The organism is Thermostichus sp. OS-CIW-29, assembly GCF_054058195.1.
In genome coordinates, this window is record NZ_JBSSAB010000029.1 from 1 (window position 1) to 22,481 (window position 22,481).

Sequence of the window (22,481 nt, forward strand, 5' to 3'; positions counted from 1 at the left end):
ACATGGCCGGCACTGCGTTTTTAAAGGGCGTCGGCTACGGTCGGCGCTATCCTTCCCTGCCCTGAAGGACGGGGCTTGCCGCGCCTTTTGGTCAGCGGTGCGTACTCTTCAAACTCGCTCCAAAAAGGCCACCCCCTCCACATGCCCGGTTTGGGGAAAGAAGTCAGCCGCCCGCCATTGGGTAAGGCGATAGGATCCCTCTGCCAGTAGGATCTGCAAGTCTCGCGCCAAAGTGGCAGGGTGACAGCTAATGTAGACGATGCGTGGTGGTCGTCGCAGCTTTAGGGTCTCGAGCACTTGGCGGTCGCAGCCGCGCCGCGGCGGATCCAGCACCACAATGTCGGCAGGGGGCAGGGTCGGCAAAACCTGTTCCACCGTGCCCTGGAAAAATTGGGCTGAGGCGATACCGTTGAACTGGGCATTGTAGCGGGCTTGGGCGACCGCTTCCGGCAAAGCTTCCACCCCCATCGCCCGTTTCGCCCGTTGCGCCAGCAGCAAGGTTAAGGTGCCGATGCCACAGTAGGCATCCAGGATGGTTTCCTCTCCCCGCAGGTTCAGTTGGTCGGCTATCCAGGTAAAAAAGGCTTCTGCTTGCTCTGTGTTGACCTGGAAGAAAGAGGTGCTGTCGATCCAGAGGGAAAAACCGGCAAATTCCTCCCGCAAAGACCCCCGACCGGCAATCACCTCAGTCTCCGGGCCGAAGATGGCATTGGTGCGGGCCGAGTTGAGATTGAGACAGACCCCCACCAGGTCAGGGTAGCGCTGCATCCAGCGTTCGGCCCAGCTTTCCAGATGGGGCAGGCGACGACTGCAACTGACCAAGGTCAGGAGCACCTCGCGGGTACGGCGACCGATGCGCAAACCCAAGTGGCGGAGATGACCTTGGTGACGACTTTCGTCGTAGACACTCCAGCCCGTTTCTTGGAGATCCCGCTTGATTTCCCTCAGGAACACATCCAGCCGCTCGTCTTGCACGGGGCATTGGTTGAGGTTCACCAGGCGGTGGCTGCCCCGTTGGTAGTAGCCCATGCGCAAGGGCTGGCCCTCCGGTTTGGCCATGGGGTAGGTGACCTTGTTGCGATAGCGCAGCGGCTGCCGGGATCCCAAAATGGGGACAGGCTGCGGCAGAGTCAGACCGCCAATCCGCTCCAGTGCATCCCTGAGGATTTGCTGCTTGGTGGCCAATTGCTGGGCATAGCTGACATGTTGCCATTGGCAGCCACCACATTTGTCCGCCACAATGCAGGCTGGTCGCACCCGTTGGGGAGAGGGAGAAATCAGCGACCGAATTCGCCCGACCAAGTAGTTGCGCTTGATCTCGGTTATTTGGGCCACCACCTGATCCCCGGGCACCGCCTGGGACACAAACACCACTCGCCCTTGTCCAAGTCCTACCGTGTGGGCAATGCCATCTCCCTGGGGGGTCAGGGCCGTGACCTCCAACGCCAAGAGATCCCCAGGTTTAACGGGATCAGGAAGGCCGGAAGGGATCGGATGTTCCATTAGGCTGTTTCGCCGAAATTCGAAATAACTATAACCATAGGTCAGGTCGTGTTGGCTGGAGTCAGCATTGCCGGAAAAAGCTGTAGCAAGGCAAAAAGCATGTCAGCCGCCAACTGCTTACGGGATTGAAAACCCCATCCAATGAAGTGGTTCACTCCTTGGTCAAAGCAGATAGAGAAGGCAAAACATCTTCTCGAAAAGGAACCTCGTTTTGATTCACGTTCTCCAGCTCGGCCAACATGAGAGGGTTAACCCGGTTTAGGTAGGGCACCAAAACCTGTTGTAGCCTTCGGCTGTAGAAGCGGTGGTAGCTGTACACAGGCGTGGCCGGAAATCCCCGTCGAATCTTATGGGATCCCCCTGCGCCGGGATCAAAGTTGCGGATCCCTTCTCGGATGGCGAGGGCAATGGGCTCGTAGTAGCAAACGTTAAAGTGCAAAAACTTCACCTCCTCCCGACAACCCCAGTAGCGCCCGAACAGGCGATCTCCCTTACGAATACAAAAAGACATCCCCACAATTTCTGCATTCCGTTCCCCGGCCACCAGCACAACTCGCTCCCGATAGTCGGGATAGAGAGACTCGAAAAAGCGGCGATTGAGATATTTGCTCCAGTTCCAAAATTGGGCGCAGGTGTTGCTGTAAAAGTCGTACATGAGAGACAACAGGCGGGGCGTGATCTCCTCTCCTGTGTAAATCTTGAGTTCTAGGCCGCTTTTTTCCATTGCAGCCCGCTCTCGCTTGATGTTGCGCCGCTGGTTGGCATTGAACTGGCTCAAAAAGTCTTCGTAAGAGCGGTAGCCGGGGTTGTGCCACTGGTAGTTGTGGGTGATCCGGGGCGTAAATCCATCCGACTCCAATTGAGTCCGCCAGTCCAGATCTACATAAAGCAAGCTAAACACCGAAATATCCTTCTCTTGGCAAAACCGGTCAATGGCTGCCAGCATCAACGACCACACCTCTGCTTCCGAATACTCGGGATGGACGAGGATGCGATAGCCCGTGGCCGGGGTGAAGGGGGCCATGCCGATTAACTTCGGGTAGTAGCGTTCCCCCAATTGGCCGGCAACTGCAGCCCATTCTTGGTCAAAGACAAACTCCCCCTGGCTGTGGCTTTTCAAATACAAGGGGGCAGCAGCAACCAACTGGCCGTCCGCCTCCACCAACAAGTGACAGGGCAGCCACCCTGTCCTGCGGCTGGCACAACCTGAGCTCTCTAGGCTGTGCAACCATTCGTATTCCAAAAAAGGAGAGGTGCGCTCCGTTTGCAAGGCGTGCCAGGCCCCTGCTGGGATCTCGCGAATATCGTGGCACCAGCGCCATTTCAAGCCGGTTGACATTTGCCTGCCTGGATCAGACCAACCCGCCGCCCAATCGCCTCAGCTTGGCTGGGAAAAGGCCCCCAATGCTCTTGTCGACTCAAGAGGGGATCCCCCGCCGCCAAATGCAGCACCTGGCAGGATCCCTGCGCCTGCTTGATTATGGACCACCCTGAAGCGGGGTCGGAAACCACGCTGCTGCTCCTTTGCCCGTCCACAACTTCCCCAGCGGAAAACCACACTTGTGGGTTCTGGTTTGATTTTAATCGGGATCCCTGGGCTCGTAGTAACGGTTGGCCAATTCCAAAGCCATCTGAAACTTCTGCTCGCGGGTGAGATCGGCCCGTCGGGCAATGTGGGCAAAGCGGTTGATATCTGGGGGCAGGAAGTCGAAAGGACGCTGTTCCCGCACGATGTCCAAGACCAAATCGCAAAGGGCCTGCTGGTAATCGTTGTAGAAGATCTCTCCCAAAGCCTTGAGCCGCCCATCGGGCACCGGATTGTTAAAGTCGATGGCCTGCAGCTCTCCCTGCTCGTCGATGAATAGCTCCACCGAGTTCATTTCATAGCCCAAAACTCGATTGATAATCCGACAGGTATTGATGACTTTCTGGCCCATTTCCGGCGTGAGAAATTCTGGATCAAACAGATATTCGCTGGCATCGAACTTGCGAAAGATATACTTGATCGGAATGATCTTTCGGCCAATGCAGAGGGCGCGAATCTGCCAAGGGTAAGGGGTTTTGACCTTCTCTTGGATCATCATCACCTGAGATCCAGAGCGGTCGTAAAAATAGAGGAGCTGCTCCATGTTGTGGGCTATTTCTACTCCAATGGCCTCTCGCCCCTCCGCCGGCTTAATCACAATTGGCCAGCCCAGATCTTCCGCCATCCCCTGCCAATCGAAAAACTTGTGATACTTAAAGTCCTCTGCTTTCAATGCGGGGGCTTCTTTAGGGGGCAGAATGTAAGTTTTGGGGATGGAGATCCCCAGCTCTTTGACCACCATGTAGGCAGCATCTTTGTTGCGCAGGTAGTAATAAAAGCTAAAGGGGTTGTTGATGAGGTAAACCCCCCGAAAGGCAAAGCCCATGAACAGGCCGATGGCTTGGGGGTAAAGGTAGCTGAAACGATCCAGGATCAGGCGATACTTGGTGCGGTAATCCAGGTTCACCTCGTGAATGGTGACATGTTCGGCCCGGATCTTGTAAGTTTGGCCGTTGCGAGCTTGAATAGGGGGAAGTGCGTTGAGGCGGGCCAGAGTATCGTCCCCAAAAGGCTCGCTGAAGTGCAGGCTGCCAACCCAATAGTCTTCAATCATCAAAGCTCTCTCAAAAGCTATTCCCTGCAAGGGATCCTACGCGAAGGCGCGGATTTGCGCTTGCCAAGTGGGCCAGTCGTGATCCCCCTCCCATACCTCCAGTTGATGGGGGATGTCGTTGCGGCTGAGCACTTCTGCCAGGCGCAGGTTGTCGCTGAGGCAGTGGTCGTGGCGAGCGGTGAGCAACTTCAGCTCGGTGTTGCGCCCGCCCAACTGATCCCAGAGTTGCCGGCTCATGTTGGACATATAGGCCAGCGGGTTGATGAAATACAGCTCCTGCTCTGCCCGTTGGGGATCCCAGCCGGTGACAGAGCCGAGAGCGGCCACATCGTAGGGCCCCCCCAGAGCCAAACAACGGCGCACTAGGCCGGGATGCCGACAGGTGAGGTTGACAGCATGGGTAGCCCCCAGGGAAAACCCAGCCACCACCAGAAACTCATTTTGCGCCTCGGCCTTGGCGTAGGGGATCAGCTCTTCTACCCAGTGCCGCTCCAACAACAGCCAACGATCCCGACGTTGGGGCAAGTCCAGCTGGCGGTTGAACAAAGTCTCCCAATCCAGGGTTTCCACGCAAAAAGCCTGCAAATAGCCCTGCTCCAGATGATGGCTGAGGCTGGCGATGATGCCGCGATCTTCCACGTCAAAAAAACGCCCGTTGCTGGTGGGCAGACAGATCAGCGGGTAGCCGTGATGCCCAAAGTGGAGCATCTCCATTTCCCGGCCCAGGATCTGAGAGGGAAAGCGCAAGTAGCGGCGAGCGTAGGCCATGAAAAACGGGGAAGGGATCCTCAAGAAATACCCAACCTTTCCGGGGGAAGCATTCTGCTCTGCCTGGTCGAGAAAGGCAAAGGGCACTCTCTGGAAAGGTCCACAAGAGCCACCAGAACAGATGGGAGCAGACCTGACCAACTGACAGGAACCTCAGGAAATTTCCGTGAACAGATCCTTGAGGGCCGTGCGGGCGGCCAAGTGCTTGCGGGTGGACTCGAGAATTTCGGCTTCCCGGCGCAGCCGCCTTTCGGTACTGACCATTTCCAGCAGAGCTTGCTGCTCTTGGGGGGCCCCATGGAAGTGGCTGGCCACCCAGTAGGACAGTTCTATGGGGGTGGTGGGGAGCTGCTCCGGCAACTGTGCATCCCGCTCCATTAGCTTGCCCGAGAGACGCACCACATCTTGAAGGAGAGTGGTAACCTGGCGCACCCAGCTCTGCAGGTCATCGGAAGGGGTGGTCGGCTCATCCTCAATCCATTCCACCAGCCCCACCCGGAAGGGTTTTTCCCGCACGTAATCCAAGACGCGGAAGCGCTGCTGCCCCAAGGTCAAAATGTCTATGCGGTCATCCGGCAATCGCTGCACCTGCAACACCTCAGCACAACAGCCCACCCGCACTGGGGATCCCGTCTGGGGATTGAACATCAGCACCCCAAAGCGGCGATCCGTCTCCAGAATGGTGTTGATCATCATGCGGTAGCGGTACTCGAAAATGTGCAGCGGCAGAGGTCGGCCCGGAAACAGCACCACCTCCGGCAAGGGAAACAGCGGTAGCTCGCGAACATCCACGGAAGAAGAAGGCATAGGGCTTGTGCTTCTCGCTGTACTGAGTCTAGCCCATCTTTATTGGCCAATCTTTATCTCTGCTAAAGGTAGGGGATTGACAGGGAGGGGATCCCTCAAGAGAAGCGGTGGTGCCAGACTGTGATGGCAATCGCCAAGGCATCGGCGGCATCATCCGGGCGGGGCAAGCTGGGCAGGTTGAGTTCCCGGGCCACGGCAGCTTGTACAGCCTGCTTGTCGGCGCGTCCGTAGCCTGTCAAACTTTGCTTGACTTGGGCGGGCGTAAACTCCACCGGCAACAGATGATGCTGGGCCAAGGTGAGCAGGATCACGCCACGGGCTTGGGCGATGGCAATGGTATTGCCCATTTTGTAGAAAAAAAGTTTTTCCAGCCCCACCTGATGCGGGCGCAGTTGGCGCAGCAACTGGCTCAAATCCTCGTGCAGCGTTTGCAGCCGCTCCGGCATCGAGTGTTGGCTGGGGGTGCTGATCACCCCATAATCCACAGGTTTCAACCCCGCAGATCCCGCCAGAATGCAACCAAACCCCATGGTTCCCAGACCTGGATCTAGGCCGAGGATGCGCTGCTCAGGTGGGGTGTCTCCTCTGTCGGCGAGGGGCGGGGGGATCTGACAAGGGCTATGGCCTGCCGGGTGACTGCGCATGATGGGGATGATCGGTGTGCAGGTAGGTCAGGCCCGAGATCAGGGTGAGAACCACCGCCACCCAAAAACAAGGGATCCCTCCCGGCCACCCCAAAATCAGCAAAGCAATGGCCAGGATTTGGGTTACCGTCTTGGCTTTGCCCCAGAAATTGGCACCGCGGATTTGGCTTTGGTTGACCCGCCAGCCGGCGATGGCCAGCTCCCGCCCCACCAGCAAAAACACGCCCCAAGCGGGGATCCGCCCCAGTTCCAGCAGGCCCAGCAGCGGCGCCAACACCAGCAGCTTATCCACCAGAGGATCCAAAAACTTGCCCATATCGGTTACCAAGCCATAACGGCGGGCCAAATGGCCATCCAGCCAATCGGTTGCCGCCGCCAACAGGAACGCCCAGAGGGCCAACCTCTCCCCCAGTGGGGATCGCAGGCTCAGGCCCAGCAAAACAAAAGGGATCCCTGCCAGCCGCAGCAGGGTGACGGCGGTGGGCAGGTTCACCCACTCCAGCTTGGCACGTTGGACGGCGCTGGGATTCTCCACCTTCGGATCTGGCCTCAAGGATCAGAACTATCAGAATTATCGGTAACGGCCCAGGCGCTCGGTGAGCAGGTGGTAAAACCCCTGGGCATCCACCCCAAAAGCCACCTGAACATTGGCGAGGCGACCACTGGATCCCCAGCGATCCACCACCGTCCGGCCCAGGTTCAAGGGGCTAGCCGTTTCCACCTCGACGTAGCAGGGCTTGAGCTCGAACAACTGCGGCTGTAACAGATAGGCAATCACACAAGGGTCGTGCAATGGCCCTCCCGGTAGCCCGTAGCGTTCTACGTCGACCTTACCGTAAAAGGTGAGCATATTGGCCACCGTCTGCCCAACGCGGGTGCCCAGGGCGCGGATGCGCTCAATCCGCTCCGGCGTGCTGAGGACCTGTTGGGTGACGTGCAAGCCCAGCATCACCACCTCCGGGATCCCGGCGCTGAGCACGATCTGGGCGGCGTGGGGATCGGTGAGGATGTTGAACTCGGCTGCCGGGGTAACATTCCCCTCAAAGGCGGATCCCCCCATAAACACCAGCCGCTGGATGCGCTCCACAATCCGAGGCTGCTGCACCAGGGCCACTGCCAAGTTGGTCATCGGGCCCAGCAAAGCCAAGGTAACCGGCTCAGGGGCAGCCATCAGGGTTTCAATCAGATACTCCACCGCATGCTGGGATCCCAAAGGCATCTGGGGCTCCGGCAGATCCGCTCCGTCGATCCCGGTTTTGCCATGCACCTGCTCGGCGGTTTCCAGAGGGCGCAAGAGAGGTCGAGGGCAGCCGGCATACACCCCCATCTGCGGCTGACCGGCCAATTCACAGATCTGTCGAGCATTGCGGCTGGTTTTGTCCAAGGAGACATTGCCGGCCACCGTGGTAATGCCCAGCAATTGCAGCTCTTCTGGCGACGCCATAGCCAGCAGCAGAGCCACCGCATCGTCTTGGCCAGGGTCACAGTCGATGATCAGGGGCACCATAGGGATCTCGGCAGCAGCTCACTCACCCCTAGTTTAGGTTTTTCTCCCGCTCTTTTCCTCTGGCCGGTGAGCGCGGATCCCGGTCAGATTTAAGATAGGAAATATATCTTCATCCTTTGTCTTGTTGCCTGACACCCATCCACTGCGCATCAACCTGTTGCTGGATTGGGAGCCGCCAGCAGGAGAGCCCCTAGCTTGCGAGGACTGGCTACCCCCTGAACGCTTTGTTGTCGAGTGTTTTCAGGATCAAGCTACCTTCCTAGAGGCTCTCAGAAAACAAGACGGCCATGTCGATTGCTTGGTGCTCCTGGTGGATCCCACTCGGCTGCAAGAGCTGCACGATCTGGGCAATCAGCTCTGCGCGTGGGGACTGCTGCTGCCGACGGTGTTGGCGATTGTGCTGGAAGAATCCCACCTGCAAAAGGAAACACCGGAGACGGAAGGAGAGATCCCTGCCACCTCATCTTTGGTGAAAGCATTGCTCAAGCGAGAGCAGTTTTTCTACCACAACGCCACCCTCGTCCGTCCCATTTCGCCACAGGAGCTGAAGGGGCAGGTGCGGGCCGACTGTACCGCTTCGGGATCCCCTTCCGTCTTGGAGCTGCTGGTGGATCGGGCCATCGCCTTGTTTCTGCAGATGTCTCCCACTTGCGGCCTCCCGCAGGGCCCAGTGCATCCCAGCGATCAGCCCTACCTGGCCTACAGCAACCAACAACAACGGCGGCTGGCGGAGAAATTGCGGGAACGGCTGGGCTACGCCGGAGTGTACTATCATCGTGACCCAGAGCTGTTTTACCGTCGCCTCCCGCCCCACGAGCAGCAAGCCCTCATGCGACGGCTGCGTAACCTTTACCAGGCAATCGTCTTGGACTATTTTCAATCTCCCGAGACCGTCAATGCCCGCATCGACGAGCTGGTGGCCTTGGCCTTTTTTGCCGATATCGGCGCTGCTCAACTGCTGGAGCTGCACATGAACTTGATGGAAGACTTTGCCAAACAATTGAAGCTGGAAGGCCGCAGCGAAGAGATCCTGCTGGATTACCGCCTTACCCTGATCGATGTGATGGCCCACCTGAGCGAAATGTACCGCCGCTCCATTCCCAAACCTGCCCCAAGGGATCCCTGATTATGTCCACTCGCAAAGCCTATGTTCTCAAGCTCTACGTGGCGGGCAACACCCCCAATTCTCTGCGTGCCCTCAGCACCTTGCAAGACATCTTGGAAAAGGAGTTCCGCGGCGTGTACAGCCTGAAGGTGATCGATGTCTTGAAAAATCCGCAACTGGCAGAGGAAGATAAGATCTTGGCAACGCCGACCTTGGCCAAAATCCTGCCGCCACCGGTGCGGAAGATTATTGGCGATCTGTCCAACCGCGAGAAAGTGCTCATCGGCCTGGATCTGCTCTACGAAGAATTGGACGAAGAGGCTTGAGACAGGCTGCAGGAGCAAGGAGAGTGGGATGAACCAGTCATTGGGGCCTTCTGAGCCAGAAAAGCCACAAGATAACACCGCAGAGGACTCCACCGAACCAACCCCAGACAACCACCGGGCGGATCTCTCAGAGCTGCGAGGGATCCCCAAAAAACAGACGGGCATCGAGGGCTTTGAAGACATCAGTCACGGTGGGCTACCCCTGGGACGCACCACCTTGGTCAGCGGCACCTCCGGCACCGGCAAAACCCTGTTTGCCATGCAGTTCCTTTACAACGGCATCGTGAAGTATCAAGAGCCGGGGATCTTCGTCACCTTCGAGGAAACCCCCGCCGATATCATTCGCAATGCCTCCAGCTTTGGCTGGGATCTGCAGGCCCTCATCGACAGGGGCCAACTGTTTATCCTGGATGCCTCCCCCGATCCCGAAGGCTATGAGGTGAGCGGCAACTTTGATTTGTCGGCCCTCATCGAGCGCATCCAGTACGCCATTCGCAAATACAAAGCCAAGCGGGTCTCCATCGACTCGGTGACGGCCATCTTTCAGCAATACGACCCTGCCGGTGTGGTGCGGCGGGAGCTGTTCCGCCTGACGGCCCGCCTCAAGCAGGCCAATGTCACCACCGTCATGACCACAGAGCGCACCGACGAGTACGGTCCCATCGCCCGCTACGGTGTGGAAGAATTCGTCTCCGACAACGTGGTGATCCTGCGCAACATCCTGGAGGGAGAGAAACGGCGGCGCACCATTGAGATCTTGAAGCTGCGGGGCACCACCCACATGAAGGGGGAATATCCCTTCACCATCACCAACGACGGGATCAACATCTTCCCCTTGGGAGCCATGCAGCTGACGCAGCGCTCCTCCAACGTGCGGGTCTCCTCCGGCATCGAGAAGCTGGACGAAATGTGCGGCGGCGGTTTCTTCAAGGACTCGATTATTTTGGCCACCGGCGCCACCGGCACGGGCAAAACCTCGCTGGTGAGCAAATTCCTGGAGCGGGGCTGCCTGGATGGGGAACGCTGCATTCTCTTTGCCTACGAAGAGTCGCGGGCGCAGCTGTCCCGCAACGCCTCCTCCTGGGGCATTGACCTGGAAGAGTTCGAGCGGCAGGGCCTCCTCAAGATCATCTGCGCCTACCCAGAATCTGCCGGCCTGGAAGACCACCTGCAGAAGATCAAAACCGAGATGATGGCCTTCAAGCCCTCCCGCATGGCCATCGACTCCCTGTCAGCCCTGGCGCGGGGAGTGAGCCAAAATGCCTTCCGCCAGTTTGTAATCGGGGTAACTGGCCTGGCCAAGCAGGAGGAGATCACCGGCTTTTTCACCAACACCACCGACCAATTCATGGGATCCCATTCCATCACCGAATCCCATATTTCCACCATCACCGACACGATTATCCTGCTGCAATACGTGGAGATCCGCGGAGAAATGGCCCGCGCCCTCAACGTCTTCAAAATGCGGGGATCCTGGCACGACAAAGGGATCCGCGAGTACCTGATCTCCAACGCAGGCATCCAAATCCGCGATTCCTTCCGGGGCTACGAGCGCATCATCAGCGGATCCCCGACCCGCATCAATGTGGATGAGAAAAACGAGCTCTCCCGGATTGTGCAAAACGTCCAGGCCCTCGAGGAAGAAGGGTTGTGAGCGGTTACAACAGTTCCGTGAGTGGGCGCGGCAACAGACCCGTTGAGTCAAGCGAATTTCCAACACCGCTCAACACCGCGCAAGCCCTGCACTTGCGGCTGGCAGGGAGGGATCGGCCCAGACAAGGATTTCCCCGCGGCCAATGGCGAACAGTGGTAACCCACCTACAAATTGGGTAGTATGCCTCTAGCAGTAGCGCAAAGGGCGGGGTTTCCCGGTGTGTTTAGCTTTTTCGGTGGCTCCAAAACCCGAACCATGCTTGGGGTGGACATCAACCCCGAGCGCATCGCCGTTGCCCAACTGAAAAAGCAGGGCAATGGTCGCTATCGTCTGGCCCACTACCACAGCGTGGACATGCCAGAAGGGGCGATGGTCGAAGGACGCATCCTCGATCCGAGCACAGTTGGCTTGATCCTGATGAATTTGCTCAATGAAAACAAGGTACCCACCAACCTGCCGGCAGCCACAGCAGTGCCCGTAAGGGAGGCCATCGTTCGTCTCATTCGCCTGCCTGCCGACCTACCCGCCGATGAGCTGCGCCGGGTGGTTTTGGAGCAGGAGGCCGAACTTTACATTCCCTATCCGCGGGATCAGGCGGATGTCGACTACCAGCCCTTGGGTCTCGATCTTTCCCAGGATGGCATTGAGCGCATCGAAGTCTTGCTGGTGGCCATCCCCAAAGAGGTGGTGGACAACTACCTGGAGGTGCTGCAGGCAGCCAATTTGCAGGTGCGCTGTGTGGAGCTGGCCAGCTTCTCCCTCATTCGCACCATCCGCGATCAGCTAATCCAGTACGGCCCCCAAGAGGCCGTGTTGCTCAGCTCCATCGGCTACGACAGCAGCGAGATCAGCATTTTGGTGAACGGGATCCCGCAATTTACCCGCACCGTCAACATCGGCACCATCCACATGCGGCAGGTGCTGGCCCAATCCCTGAATCTGCCGCTTAGCCGCACCGGCGACCTGTTGCGAACTCTGAGGTTACCCTTGATCAACCCCACCGATATTTTGGCCACGGGAGAACAGCCAGCGCCCAGCAATCCCGGTGTAGCAGCAGTAACGCGCGTTGTCTCCGATTTGGCGGATGAACTGAAGCGCTCCATCGACTTCTTTACGAGCACAGAAAGCAGCTCGCCTGTGGTGAAAGTACTGCTGGCCGGAACTGGGGCAAGCATCGGCCAAATCGACGGCTTCTTATCTCAGTCGTTGAGCGTGGCGGTGGAGTTGGCGGATCCCTTTGGCAACATTGTCGTGCCGGATTCAGTGGAACTGCCCCTGGAGGAACGCCCAGCAATGGGAGTGGCCCTGGGGTTGGCGTTACGGGAAGACACCAAGTAGCGGCAGCAGGCAGCGCAAGCTCGCCCAACCGATGGAATAGCGCACAAGGCGGTTAAAGAGATGTACACACCGGAGATCAATTTCCTCAAAGAAAGGCCGGATGTCCTCACCACAGCTCGAACAGGTGGGGGACCAGTAGTCGCAGCTGAGGCTGCAGAGGGATCCCAGAATTGGATCCCGGCCATTGGCCTGGGGGTTGCTGTTGCTGCTGTAGCGATGGGAGCTTTTTGGTATTTCCAAGACAGCTTTTCCCGCCAGAGAGAAACCTTGAGGGCGGAGCGGGCTCGCCTTGACAGTGAGCTCAGCACAGCCAATGCTGAGTTGTCCCAGCTGCAGAATGCCAATCAAGAGCTGCAAACCATTCGCGCCCAAACGGAAGGGTTCCGCTCCTTTCTGAGATCCGTCCAGCCTTGGTCGGCCATCTTGGAAGAGCTGCGGCGCAAGATCCCCGGCCAGGGGGTATGGATAACCAACATCAGCGCTTCCGGGGATACTGTCAATATCCAAGGAGGGGCGCTGGACTTTCCCCTGGTGAACGACTTTTTGCTCACCCTGCTGGATTCCAACTTTGTTACCAGCGCCGTCCTGAACAGCAGCTCCCGGGTGGACGGCACAGACGTAACCGAGCCCAGCGTTACCTACGGCATAACCGTAACCATCCGTACCCTGGGGGATCCTGACCCAGAATTTACCCGCGAGCTGGAGCAGCGGGGAGCGATAGGCTTGGTTGAAAAGATCCGCATTTTGCGTCGAGTGGAGGCGAACTGATGACTGGATCGGTTGAAGGTTTTCCCGACGAACAACTGGTGGTTCCCCCGGCAGGGCCGCCGGTACTGCTGGGCGTGGAGCTGACCCCCATTCGAATTGGTCTTTTAATCGGGATCACAGGGTTAGCCGCGGCGGGGTTTCTGGCCTTCACCCAACTTCGCCCCTTGATCGAGGAGGTACAGGCTTTGGAAAGGGAGGTAGCCAACAAAACCACCCAGTTGCAGGACATAAAGAGCCAGATTGCCAGTTTGCAAGATGTGCCCAATCAGGTCGAGAGAGCTCGCGTGGAGCGGGAACAGATCAGTGCCCTGCTCTCCACCCCCGAGAATGCCGACACACAACTGCTGGATCTCAACCGGCTGGTGCAGGGGCAGCCCAACAGCGAGCTGCGCAGCTTTAGCCCTTCTCCACTGACTCCAGCGTCTTCGGCCAATCCGGAAGTGCCTGGGATCATCGCTCCCGCCATCCAAGTGCAGACCACCCGTGTCGCTCTGCGTGGCCCCTATACGGAGCTGATCAATCTGATGGGAGATATAGAACGTCTGCGCACGCTGTTCCGGGTGAGCAACATCAGCTTAAATCCTGTTCAAGACACAGGGGAACTGGACGCTGCTTTTGATTTGATTGCCTACATCTACAACAAAGACGTTCCGTTGGGCACTGCTCCTCCACCTGAAGGGCAAACGGCACCTGGTCAGTAGCCCAGCCATGCCTTGACTCAGGGGGGGATCCTGCCAGTGCGGGATCCCCTTTGGTTTTCAGAAGACGGGAACAACCGCCGGTTCAGCACGGATAGTGTTGCCGAATCGAAGATCTGGGAAAAATTTCTTCCGAAACGGCTACAGGTAGTGGCAAAGTCCGAGATTTCGGCTTTGATCAGGGAAGCACGGGGTGAACGAGGCCAAAGGCACCCGTGGCGAGGTGAAGCAAGAATACGACTGGGTGAAGGAGTGAGGTGTGAGGATGATGAACCGTCGAGTTGCTTATGGGTGTGCGTTGGGCTTGATCCTGTCCCTGCCCCCATTGGCCTTAGAAAGCCGGGTCAATGAGGCAGCCGCTCAACAGTTGACCTCCGCAAACCCGCAACGCCTCAGCCGCATCACAGATATCCGCCTGGTGCCCAACGGCAACCGCATGCAGTTGGAGATCAACACCGAAGGGGGCGCTCGCCCACAGGTGTTCTTTACCCAGCAGGGACAATCTTGGATCGGGGACATCACCAATGCTCAATTGAGCGGAAGCCAGGGCCGCTATCGCCAAGAGTCTCCCCTGCCAGGGGTGCGCTTCATTGAGGCCTGGCAGTTGAGCAACGACAGCGTGCGGATAGAAATAGCCGGTGTGGCCGCAGCTCCCCAAGGCTTGCTGGCTCGGCGCAGCCCGACGCAGTTGGTCTTCGACTTTGAGGGCCTACCCTCTGCTCCACCGGCCCCCCTAGCGGCGGTTCCCCCTCAACCCTCGTCCAACCCAGTAGCGCCCGGCCAACCGGCGTCACTAAACCGACCTCAGCCCGTGGCTCCTGCTCCTCAGCCCGCAGCTCCTGCCCCTGCCTCCCAACCGGTCGCTCAAAACCCTGCCCCTCCGCAGACAACTCAAGCGGCTCCTCCTGCACCTGCTGTTCCTGCTGCACCCGTGATTTCTCAGGTCCCCCCTGTGGGCCAGCTCAACCAACCTCAATTGCCGCCGGGAAGTTTGCCCACCGAATCTCCTTTTCAGGGGAGAGCTGTGGCTCCTCCTGCTGGCGATATTGCCGTTGGCACAATCCTGCCTGATCCACCTACAGTGGATCTCGGATCCAATGCCAGGATTAGCTTGACCTTGAAAGATGCTCCTGTGGGCGATGTGCTGAGCTTGTTGGTGCGGCGAGCAGGGTTGAATGTGGTGCTCAACGACGTCCCACCCGATCTAACCATCTCTCTGGATGTGCAAGACTCGCCCTTACAGGAGACATTCAACTTTATCTTGCGGCTAAAACAGTTGCAAGCCCAGCGAAGGGGCCAAACCGTATTTGTTGGACAAAACCTGCCAGGGGTGACTGGGATCCTGGTGCGCAATTACCGCGTGAATCAGGCAGTCGCCACCGATTTGGCCAGTCGGCTGGAAGAAGTTTTGAACGCCGTTGCTCCCGGTGCCCAATTCGTTGTGGACGAGCGCACCAACTCCATTACGGTGATCGGCAACTCGCGGCAGCAGGACATCGCGGCTGCTCAGATTGCCCAATTGGATGTGCGTCGGCGACAGGTTTTGATTTCCCTGAGAGCAGTTGATATTCGCTTGGACAAAAACGAAAGCTTATCAGTTAACTTGGGAGGGGCATCTGGCAACTTTGCCCTTGGAACCTTGGGAGACGCCAACTTTGGTGGACGACCGCTCAATCAACCTGCGGGATCCTCGGTAAGCTCTATCGGCCCTGCAGGCCCATCAGGATCCATCACGGGAATATTTAACACTCTCAACCGGCTGCAGCAGTCTTTGGCTCTAAGAGTGCAGTCTGCAATACAAAATGGAACTGGAAAAATTCTAACTGACCCCAAAGTTGTGGTGGCAGATGGCGGATCCAGTCGAATTAGCATTGCAACCAGCGTGCCCGTTAACGTTGAAACCATCACCATACCCCAGGGCGAAAACCAGCCTCCAGTTGTTACTCAGCGTTTGCAGCGAGAGGATGCTGGGGTTATCCTTGACGTCTCAGAAGTTAGAATAGATGACAATGGGTTTGTTACCCTGACCATTCAGCCGGAAATTTCTATTCCTGTACCCAGTCAAATATTGGGAGGCGGAGACTTTGCAGGCATTCTACTTTTCAATATTGACAGGAGGCAGCTACAAGCATCTCAGCTCAGGTTAAGAGATGGGCAAACCTTTATTATTGCTGGCCTCATTCAAGACAGGGACATCGTTGACGTTCAAAAAGTGCCTTTCCTAGGCGACTTGCCTCTTTTGGGTGCTTTGTTCCGCTCTCAGAGTGTGAATAACGAGCGCAATGAGGTGGTCTTCATGCTAACGCCCTACATTATGGATGATAATGTTGCTTTTGGTCTTCCTCCCAATCCGTAAAATTCCCAATCCGTAAAATAGGGTTATGCCGAACTGCCAAGTTTCGTGACATCCTCCTAACACTGATACTATAGGCACAGCGCAGGACCCATAGCTCCCCACACCCCTCATGAGTTAACTCTCGACAGTCCTGAGTTACTGGCTGCATTAGCTTCGGGATCCGTTGAGTTGCACTCAGCAGCTAATGGCTTCTTCAAGTGGCCTGGGATCCACCTCGGGCAACAAGCGCCAATTCCACCTGATTTTCTTGGGGCTGCCCCAGTTGCACCTCCACATCTCGGCCAAAGAAGCCTTGCATTTTTTTCTGGTAGCTTTCCTGCCATTGTTGGAAGGGAACCTTGGGGGAATCGAACAGAAGCACCAAGGTATACCGGCCATCTCGCAGCTCTTCTCTGTACCCTCTCACCTTGGGCAGATCTGCTTCCAGAGGGCCGCGCAGACCCAGAAACTCCAGGGCATCTTCCAGGTGGGCATTAGCCCCGTAGCTATATTTGGTGATATCGGCGCGGACTTGCTTTTGAATTTCCGTGGCCTGCTGGGCGCGGGCTTGGATCACCTCGAGAGAAGGGGCGGCCAGGGCAGGTACCGGCTTGAGTTCCACTACCTTCATGGTCACCCCTCCCAACAGCAAGGGGATCCCGGCAAACAGGCCAATGAGATTGAGGGTGGGATCGTTGTAGTGGGCAAAGCCCCAAGCCGTGGCGGCAACGCCGGCCAGCAACACGAGAGTGCTCAGGGGGAAGGGCAGTTTTTCAAACATACAGGAGAGGAAGAAAGGCCACCTGAAAACCCAGGCTAGCAGGAAAAGCGCCAGCGGTGGACTTAGCCTCCATTGGGATGGATAATCACAAAATGCCCACCTGGTGTGTTGAGGAGTGGTCTGTGGTTCTGTCCAATCTGTCCAAAACCTCTCGTTGCTTGCGCTCGCTGGATCGCAAAGCCCAGGAGCGAGCACCTCTATTTGAGGCCATCCGCCACTATTGCAGCTTGGATAAGGCTCCTTTTCACACGCCAGGCCACAAACAGGGACGTGGGATCCCTGCCGACTTGCGGACCTTTTTGGGAGAGAACGTCTTCCGGGCGGATCTGACCGAGTTGCCAGAGGTGGACAACCTCCACGATCCCGATGGCGTGATCCGAGAGGCCCAGGAGCTGGCGGCAGCAGCTTATGGAGCGGATCGCAGTTGGTTTTTGGTCAACGGTTCCACCTGTGGCGTGGAAACACTGGTGATGGCGGTGTGCGATCCGGGAGACAAGATCCTCTTGCCGCGCAACTGCCACAAATCCGCCATTGCCGGGGTGATCCTCTCTGGGGCGGTGCCGGCCTATATCGAGCCGGATTTTGACCCGGAGCTGGGCATTGCCCACGGGATTACCCCAGCCGGTTTGGAGGGGGCCTTGGCGGAGCATCCCGATGCCAAAGGCGTTTTGGTAGTCAGCCCCACCTACTACGGGGTTTGCTGCGACCTGGAATCTCTGGCAGCCATCGCCCATGCCCACGGCCTGCCGCTATTGGTGGACGAGGCCCACGGGCCCCATTTTGGGTTTCATTCGGAATTGCCCATCTCGGCCCTGGAAGCCGGAGCCGATCTGGTGGTGCAGTCCACCCACAAGGTGATCTCCGGCATGACGCAAGCCTCGCTGCTCCACCTGCAGGGATCCCGTATCGACCCCAACCGGGTGCGCAACGTTCTGCAACTGCTGCAATCGACCAGTCCCAGCTATGTGCTGATGATGTCGCTGGATGTGGCGCGGCGGCAGATGGCACTGGAGGGAGAAGCCCTGCTGGGCCAAGCCTTGGCTTTGGCAGATCAAGCCCGCGCCCGTCTCAACCGCATCCCCGGCTTGCGCTGTTTTGGCCCAGAGCGTATCGGCTCCACCCCTGGTTTTTTCGATTTCGACCGCACCCGTCTCACGGTAACGGTGACAGAGCTGGGGTTGTTCGGCTTCGATGCTCACGACTGGGTTAACGATCACTTCCACGTGCAGCCGGAGATGTCCACCCTGCACAATGTGGTCTTCATTGTCAGCATCGGCAATACCCAGCGAGACATTGACCGCCTGGTGGAAAGTTTCGCCGCCCTGTCGCAACATTTTCAGGGATCCCGCCCATCCAGAGCGGCAATGGAAAAAATGCAGCGGCTGGCACAACTGCCCCGTCCTTGCTTGCCACCACAACGGCTATCACCCCGGGAGGCTTTTTTTGCTCCCATTCAGCGGGTGCCTTTCCAAGAAGCAGTGGGCCATATCTGCGCCGAGATCATCTCCCCCTATCCACCTGGGATCCCGATTTTGGTGCCGGGAGAAGAGGTGACTCAAGAGGCGGTGAACTATCTGCTGTTGGTGCATGAGGCAGGCGGCTTTATCAACGGCCCAGAGGATGTGCGCCTACAAACCCTGAAGGTGGTCAAAGCAACGGCCTAGTCCTCTCCAGCAGGTTTATGGACGGGTTTTTGCCGTTTGCGCCGGGGGGAGCAGCGGTAGGGAGTTTGCCGGAGTGCCGGGGCGGCGGGCTACCTTCACCCGATCCACCCGTGGCCCCTCCATGCGCACCACCTGAAACTCCATCTCTTGGTAGGTGAACTTTTCCCCAGCACGTGGGATCTTCTGCATGTGGTAGATCAAAAAGCCCCCTAGCGTTTGGTAATCCTCGTGCAGAGGCAGGTTGAGGCCACAGCGCTCGTTGATCTCTTCAATATCTAGCTGAGCCTGAATGAGCAGGGTATTTTCGTCGAGTTCTTGAATGTCCGGCTCCTTGGTGTTGGGATCCGGGCCATCGGAGAGCTTGCCGACAATCTCCTCCACCAAGTCTTGAATGGTGATCAGGCCCGCCGTGCCGCCAAACTCATCCACCACCACCACCATCGGCCAGTGGTGCTGCCTCATTTCGGGCAACAGTTCGGCAATCGGCTTGTTCTCCGGCTCAAAGTGGGCCTCGCGGATAAAAGGCGTGATGGGGCTGTGGAGGTCGATGGATCCCTTGGCCAACTGGCCGATCAACTCCTTAACGTGGATCAGCCCGCGGATGTCATCCAAAGACTCGCCGTAGACCGGGTAACGGGAGTGTCCTGATTCGGCCACCTCGGCCAGCACCTCTTGCACCGTTGCAGTTTCCGGCACCGCGTCGATGCTGGTACGCGGGATCATCACCTCGCTGGCCACCGTCTCGCCAAACTCGAAGATGTTGCTCAACAGCTCTCGCTCTTCCGCCTCGATGTTGCCCGACTCCACCGAGGAAGCGATCAACAGTTGCAGCTCCTCCACCGTCATGGTGCTGTAAAAGGAAGTGGCCTCGGGGATGCGGACGCCCAAGATGCGCAGCACACAGCGGGAGGAGAAGCGGAGCAGCTCGACAAAAGGATGCAAGAAGCGGCTTACCAAGCGGTTGAGCCAGGCCAGTTTGAGCGCAATCGGCTCCGAATAGAGGATGGCCAGAGTCTTCGGGATCAGCTCCCCTACCACGATCTGAAAATAGGTGAGCAGCGAAAACACCAGCACCACTGCCACCCCTCGAATAAGGGCCGGATCCAGGTTCTGAAGCCAAGCCAACTGCCTCAAGGCCAGAAACAGCGTCGGCGCCACTTGCGTAGCCCCGATCCAGCCCAACAACACACTGGCCAGGGTAATGCCCAACTGGGTGGTGGAGAGGGCATATTCCAGTTGCTCTTGGGCTTTTTGCACAAGAGCTGCCTGCCGGTTCCCTTCGCTGGCCAACTGCACCATCCGGGAGCGCCGCGCCGATACCAAGGAAAACTCGACCGCGACAAAGAAAGCGTTGATGACCAGAAGACCGATGACCCAAAGGAGACTAAGCGACGCATCTCCCCACGAAAGCTCAGTGTTGGGGAAAGTAGCCGCCGAGGCTAAAGGGGGGTCGTCCATCAGGGGGAGCAGCAAGACGGATAGACAGCATTCTAGCTCAGCCTGACCCCACCACCTGTCCCTAGCCAGCTGTCGAACCGGCTTCAGCCATCAGGCAGCTACCGTGTAGACGCTTTCCCCATGCCCAAAAGGAAAGGGATCCCCGGCTTTCGCAGTTCTCATTCATCAAGCAGTAACAGCTACAACCTTTTCCGGCAACGCTCACCCCCGCCTAGGCAAGGGCACCTCCTGAGTGCTAGTCGTCGATATCGACAATATTGCCGGTAGTGGCATCGATCTTGACTTCAATATCGTTGGTAAATTTCACTTCCCAAACTAGGCGCCCATCTTCGCGCTCCAACTCAACTTCTTTAATCACGGCATTGGGCACGGCAGATCGAGCGATCCGAATAGCTTCCTCAATGGGGATACCCAGAGCAAAAGATTGGGCAAAAGCAGCCCTCCGGCTCCCACCCGTCGACAGCATCGGGCTAGCGGGGGACAAAATGCCAAGCAAAAGTAAGGCAGCAATCGAAAGTTTTGCAGGCTTTATTTACAGATGCTTGAGCAACCACCTCCTTACCCTACCACCCTGAGACTCAAGAAGCCTTGCCACAAGGAGCATTGCTGCCTTCGCAAGGAGTTCATCCCCCTTGCGTCATAGGGTGTAGTTGCTCGGCCCCTCTTCAGCTACGAACTGTTTGCTTCTCCAATCCAACCCTCTCAGAAATGGACTGGCTAAACAACGCTGCTGCGGGGGAGGAATACCTCTACGCCTATCCCGCGTGCTGCTACTACAGGCAGGGAAGTCATGCCGACGTTGGAGCTCCCGGCACTGCACGAATCGGTGATAATATTCCTACCTCTCATTCCTACCCCGGTGGGTGCCGACCATGCCAGATTTTCTGCCCTACGCCTACTTTCAGGGCCAGATTGTCCCCTTTGCTGAGGCGAAGATCTCCATTGCCACCCATGCTCTGCACTACGGGACAGCGGCGTTCGGCGGCCTACGCGGGATCCCTGATCCGCAAAACCCGGATCAAGTTCTGGTGTTCCGTCTGGATCGCCATTGCCGACGACTGAGTCAAAGCGCCCGCCTGCTCTGTTTTGATCTCCCTGCTGAACGGATTGAGCAGGTGATCGTCGAGCTGATCCGAAAAAACCGTCCCTCCACGTCTTTCTACATCCGCCCCTTGGTGTACACCTCCGACCTAGGCATCTCGCCGCGGCTGCACAACATTGAGAAAGACTTTTTCGTGTACGGCTTGGAACTGGGGGACTACCTCTCGCCAGAGGGAGTCAGTTGCCGCATCAGCTCTTGGGCCCGGCAAGAGGATCGCAGCCTACCATTGCGGGGCAAGATCACCGGCGCCTACATCACTTCCTCTTTGGCCAAAACCGAGGCGGCGCAGGCTGGCTATGACGAGGCCATTTTGATGAACTCCCAGGGCAAAGTGAGCGAAGCCTCGGGCATGAACATCTTCATCGTGCGCAATGGCGTGCTGATTACCCCCAGCTTCGACCAAGATATCTTGGAAGGGATCACCCGCGACAGTGTCCTCACCCTGGCCCGTGATCTGGGGATCCCTACCCAAGAACGGCCCGTTGACAAATCGGAGCTATTGATTGCTGACGAGGCCTTTTTAACCGGCACTGCTGCCAAGATCACCCCCATTCGCCAGATCGAGCAGCACGTCCTGCCCCCCTCCCGCCCCATCACCGAGCAGTTGCGGCAGAAGCTGACGGCAATTACCGAAAATCGGGATCCGGCCTATGCCCATTGGGTGAAGGTGATCCCTCTGAAAGAAAGCTAGTCCCTAGTCGAGGGGAGAAGCGTCATTATTAAACTGAGCACTCTAGATGGGTAGAGGGGGATCCCTTGCACGAAATTTCCATTACCTGGGCCGACTACCACCGCAAAATCGAGGAGTTGGCCGTCAAAGTCTACGAAAGCGGGTGGGAATTTAACCAAATCGTCTGTATTGCCAAGGGGGGGCTGCGCATTGGCGATACCTTGGCCCGTCTTTTCGACCTGCCCCTGGCTATTCTCTCAGCCTCTTCCTACTCTGGGCCCGGTAACCGCCAGCGGGGGCAACTGACCTTCTCGCGGGATCTAGCCATGACCACCGCCAACCTGGGCAGCCACGTGCTGTTGGTGGACGATCTGGCAGACTCTGGCATGACCCTAAAGCGCTCTGTCCACTGGCTCAAGCACCACTACGGCTTCTACATCGAGGAGATCCGCACCGGCGTACTGTGGTACAAGGCTGCCTCCGTCTATCAACCCGACTACTATGTGGACTATTTGCCGGATAACCCTTGGATCCACCAGCCCTTTGAGCCCTACGAGCAGATGACGCCTCAGCAGTTGATGCAGTTGCTGCGCTCTTCCGGTTAGTTGAATTTGCTCAAATTGGCTTGCTCGCCGCGCCTACAGGGTCAGCGTCAGTTTGAGTTCTCGGCATGAGCTGTCTACTTACGATTGCCCATCCCTACTGCAAGCCTTG

At 57.6% G+C, this 22,481-nt stretch carries 22 protein-coding genes; 10 read left to right on the forward strand and 12 right to left on the reverse strand.

Annotation, left to right across the window (positions count from 1 at the left end; genetic code table 11):
* Positions 1-108: 108 nt before the first annotated feature.
* The 9 genes from rlmD to ACVWZJ_RS10480 form a co-directional block, all read right to left on the reverse strand.
* Positions 109-1,503: a 23S rRNA (uracil(1939)-C(5))-methyltransferase RlmD gene (rlmD, locus tag ACVWZJ_RS10440; protein WP_457395986.1), complete on the reverse strand. Its 1,395-nt coding sequence runs from the start codon at positions 1,501-1,503 to the stop codon at positions 109-111.
* 151 nt (positions 1,504-1,654) lie between these two features.
* On the reverse strand, positions 1,655-2,842 hold the full coding sequence (locus ACVWZJ_RS10445) for a GNAT family N-acetyltransferase (protein ID WP_457395987.1): 1,188 nt from the start codon (positions 2,840-2,842) through the stop codon (positions 1,655-1,657).
* The gene (locus ACVWZJ_RS10450; protein ID WP_457395988.1) at positions 2,827-3,015 is read right to left on the reverse strand and encodes a DDE transposase family protein; all 189 of its coding nucleotides are present in this window, start codon (positions 3,013-3,015) and stop codon (positions 2,827-2,829) included. The genes ACVWZJ_RS10445 and ACVWZJ_RS10450 overlap by 16 nt, the downstream gene beginning before the upstream one ends.
* Before the next feature lie 68 nt (positions 3,016-3,083).
* Positions 3,084-4,142 carry an ATP-grasp domain-containing protein gene (locus ACVWZJ_RS10455; protein WP_414418888.1) on the reverse strand — a complete coding sequence of 353 codons (1,059 nt, stop codon included), beginning with the start codon at positions 4,140-4,142 and terminating at the stop codon, positions 3,084-3,086.
* 36 nt (positions 4,143-4,178) lie between these two features.
* On the reverse strand, positions 4,179-4,997 hold the full coding sequence (locus ACVWZJ_RS10460; protein WP_457395989.1) for an alpha/beta hydrolase-fold protein: 819 nt from the start codon (positions 4,995-4,997) through the stop codon (positions 4,179-4,181).
* A gap of 66 nt (positions 4,998-5,063) precedes the next feature.
* Positions 5,064-5,717 (reverse strand): LON peptidase substrate-binding domain-containing protein, encoded by a 654-nt coding sequence (locus ACVWZJ_RS10465; protein WP_457395990.1) that lies wholly within the window; start codon positions 5,715-5,717, stop codon positions 5,064-5,066.
* 95 nt (positions 5,718-5,812) lie between these two features.
* The gene (ruvC, locus tag ACVWZJ_RS10470; protein WP_457394499.1) at positions 5,813-6,361 is read right to left on the reverse strand and encodes a crossover junction endodeoxyribonuclease RuvC; all 549 of its coding nucleotides are present in this window, start codon (positions 6,359-6,361) and stop codon (positions 5,813-5,815) included.
* Positions 6,336-6,854 (reverse strand): CDP-diacylglycerol--glycerol-3-phosphate 3-phosphatidyltransferase, encoded by a 519-nt coding sequence (gene pgsA, locus ACVWZJ_RS10475; RefSeq protein ID WP_414329287.1) that lies wholly within the window; start codon positions 6,852-6,854, stop codon positions 6,336-6,338. The genes ruvC and pgsA overlap by 26 nt, the downstream gene beginning before the upstream one ends.
* 78 nt (positions 6,855-6,932) lie before the next feature.
* A complete protein-coding gene (locus tag ACVWZJ_RS10480; protein ID WP_011432144.1) occupies positions 6,933-7,868 on the reverse strand; it encodes a nucleoside hydrolase in 936 nt (311 codons plus the stop codon).
* A gap of 121 nt (positions 7,869-7,989) precedes the next feature.
* On the opposite strand from ACVWZJ_RS10480, the gene ACVWZJ_RS10485 reads away from it, so the two are divergent.
* The 7 genes from ACVWZJ_RS10485 to ACVWZJ_RS10515 all read left to right on the forward strand — a co-directional run bounded on the left by ACVWZJ_RS10485 (position 7,990) and on the right by ACVWZJ_RS10515 (position 16,113).
* Positions 7,990-8,994: a circadian clock protein KaiA gene (locus tag ACVWZJ_RS10485; RefSeq protein WP_011432143.1), complete on the forward strand. Its 1,005-nt coding sequence runs from the start codon at positions 7,990-7,992 to the stop codon at positions 8,992-8,994.
* A 2-nt stretch (positions 8,995-8,996) separates the two neighbouring features.
* On the forward strand, positions 8,997-9,299 hold the full coding sequence (gene kaiB, locus ACVWZJ_RS10490; protein WP_011430723.1) for a circadian clock protein KaiB: 303 nt from the start codon (positions 8,997-8,999) through the stop codon (positions 9,297-9,299).
* Positions 9,300-9,327: 28 nt separating this feature from the next.
* Positions 9,328-10,953, forward strand: a complete 1,626-nt coding sequence (gene kaiC, locus ACVWZJ_RS10495; RefSeq protein WP_011432142.1) for a circadian clock protein KaiC — start codon at positions 9,328-9,330, stop codon at positions 10,951-10,953.
* Positions 10,954-11,133: 180 nt separating this feature from the next.
* Positions 11,134-12,291, forward strand: a complete 1,158-nt coding sequence (gene pilM, locus ACVWZJ_RS10500; RefSeq protein WP_238376866.1) for a type IV pilus biogenesis protein PilM — start codon at positions 11,134-11,136, stop codon at positions 12,289-12,291.
* A 60-nt stretch (positions 12,292-12,351) separates the two neighbouring features.
* Entirely contained in the window at positions 12,352-13,059 is a 708-nt protein-coding gene (locus tag ACVWZJ_RS10505; RefSeq protein WP_011432140.1) for a PilN domain-containing protein, read from the forward strand.
* Positions 13,059-13,760 carry a hypothetical protein gene (locus ACVWZJ_RS10510; RefSeq protein WP_011432139.1) on the forward strand — a complete coding sequence of 234 codons (702 nt, stop codon included), beginning with the start codon at positions 13,059-13,061 and terminating at the stop codon, positions 13,758-13,760. The genes ACVWZJ_RS10505 and ACVWZJ_RS10510 overlap by 1 nt, the downstream gene beginning before the upstream one ends.
* A 262-nt stretch (positions 13,761-14,022) precedes the next feature.
* Positions 14,023-16,113 (forward strand): AMIN domain-containing protein, encoded by a 2,091-nt coding sequence (locus tag ACVWZJ_RS10515; RefSeq protein ID WP_011432138.1) that lies wholly within the window; start codon positions 14,023-14,025, stop codon positions 16,111-16,113.
* Between the two features lie 193 nt (positions 16,114-16,306).
* Here ACVWZJ_RS10515 and ACVWZJ_RS10520 read toward each other — a convergent pair whose 3' ends face one another.
* Complete coding sequence (locus tag ACVWZJ_RS10520; RefSeq protein ID WP_011432137.1) at positions 16,307-16,873, reverse strand: DUF2854 domain-containing protein; 567 nt, start codon at positions 16,871-16,873, stop codon at positions 16,307-16,309.
* 122 nt (positions 16,874-16,995) lie between these two features.
* Here ACVWZJ_RS10520 and ACVWZJ_RS10525 point away from each other — a divergent pair, with 122 nt between their 5' ends.
* Entirely contained in the window at positions 16,996-18,537 is a 1,542-nt protein-coding gene (locus ACVWZJ_RS10525; protein WP_011432136.1) for an aminotransferase class I/II-fold pyridoxal phosphate-dependent enzyme, read from the forward strand.
* A gap of 15 nt (positions 18,538-18,552) precedes the next feature.
* On the opposite strand, the gene ACVWZJ_RS10530 is transcribed toward ACVWZJ_RS10525, so the two are convergent.
* Both ACVWZJ_RS10530 and ACVWZJ_RS10535 read right to left on the reverse strand, forming a co-directional pair.
* Complete coding sequence (locus ACVWZJ_RS10530) at positions 18,553-19,995, reverse strand: hemolysin family protein (protein ID WP_457395992.1); 1,443 nt, start codon at positions 19,993-19,995, stop codon at positions 18,553-18,555.
* A gap of 235 nt (positions 19,996-20,230) precedes the next feature.
* Positions 20,231-20,491: a PepSY domain-containing protein gene (locus ACVWZJ_RS10535; RefSeq protein ID WP_457395994.1), complete on the reverse strand. Its 261-nt coding sequence runs from the start codon at positions 20,489-20,491 to the stop codon at positions 20,231-20,233.
* A 376-nt stretch (positions 20,492-20,867) separates the two neighbouring features.
* Here ACVWZJ_RS10535 and ACVWZJ_RS10540 point away from each other — a divergent pair, with 376 nt between their 5' ends.
* Both ACVWZJ_RS10540 and ACVWZJ_RS10545 read left to right on the forward strand, forming a co-directional pair.
* Positions 20,868-21,788 carry a branched-chain amino acid transaminase gene (locus ACVWZJ_RS10540; RefSeq protein WP_457395995.1) on the forward strand — a complete coding sequence of 307 codons (921 nt, stop codon included), beginning with the start codon at positions 20,868-20,870 and terminating at the stop codon, positions 21,786-21,788.
* A gap of 65 nt (positions 21,789-21,853) precedes the next feature.
* Entirely contained in the window at positions 21,854-22,372 is a 519-nt protein-coding gene (locus ACVWZJ_RS10545; RefSeq protein ID WP_414329088.1) for a phosphoribosyltransferase, read from the forward strand.
* The last annotated feature ends 109 nt before the right edge of the window (positions 22,373-22,481 follow it).

Bases quoted from the DNA above. Each gene is read 5' to 3' on its own strand.
- rlmD (WP_457395986.1), bottom strand. From the start codon at position 1,503: ATGGAACATCCGATCCCTTCCGGCCTTCCTGATCCCGTTAAACCTGGG.
- ACVWZJ_RS10445 (WP_457395987.1), bottom strand. From the start codon at position 2,842: ATGTCAACCGGCTTGAAATGGCGCTGGTGCCACGATATTCGCGAGATC.
- ACVWZJ_RS10455 (WP_414418888.1), bottom strand. From the start codon at position 4,142: ATGATTGAAGACTATTGGGTTGGCAGCCTGCACTTCAGCGAGCCTTTT.
- ACVWZJ_RS10465 (WP_457395990.1), bottom strand. From the start codon at position 5,717: ATGCCTTCTTCTTCCGTGGATGTTCGCGAGCTACCGCTGTTTCCCTTG.
- ruvC (WP_457394499.1), bottom strand. From the start codon at position 6,361: ATGCGCAGTCACCCGGCAGGCCATAGCCCTTGTCAGATCCCCCCGCCC.
- ACVWZJ_RS10480 (WP_011432144.1), bottom strand. From the start codon at position 7,868: ATGGTGCCCCTGATCATCGACTGTGACCCTGGCCAAGACGATGCGGTG.
- kaiB (WP_011430723.1), top strand. From the start codon at position 8,997: ATGTCCACTCGCAAAGCCTATGTTCTCAAGCTCTACGTGGCGGGCAAC.
- kaiC (WP_011432142.1), top strand. From the start codon at position 9,328: ATGAACCAGTCATTGGGGCCTTCTGAGCCAGAAAAGCCACAAGATAAC.
- pilM (WP_238376866.1), top strand. From the start codon at position 11,134: ATGCCTCTAGCAGTAGCGCAAAGGGCGGGGTTTCCCGGTGTGTTTAGC.
- ACVWZJ_RS10505 (WP_011432140.1), top strand. From the start codon at position 12,352: ATGTACACACCGGAGATCAATTTCCTCAAAGAAAGGCCGGATGTCCTC.
- ACVWZJ_RS10510 (WP_011432139.1), top strand. From the start codon at position 13,059: ATGACTGGATCGGTTGAAGGTTTTCCCGACGAACAACTGGTGGTTCCC.
- ACVWZJ_RS10515 (WP_011432138.1), top strand. From the start codon at position 14,023: ATGATGAACCGTCGAGTTGCTTATGGGTGTGCGTTGGGCTTGATCCTG.
- ACVWZJ_RS10520 (WP_011432137.1), bottom strand. From the start codon at position 16,873: ATGTTTGAAAAACTGCCCTTCCCCCTGAGCACTCTCGTGTTGCTGGCC.
- ACVWZJ_RS10530 (WP_457395992.1), bottom strand. From the start codon at position 19,995: ATGGACGACCCCCCTTTAGCCTCGGCGGCTACTTTCCCCAACACTGAG.
- ACVWZJ_RS10540 (WP_457395995.1), top strand. From the start codon at position 20,868: ATGCCAGATTTTCTGCCCTACGCCTACTTTCAGGGCCAGATTGTCCCC.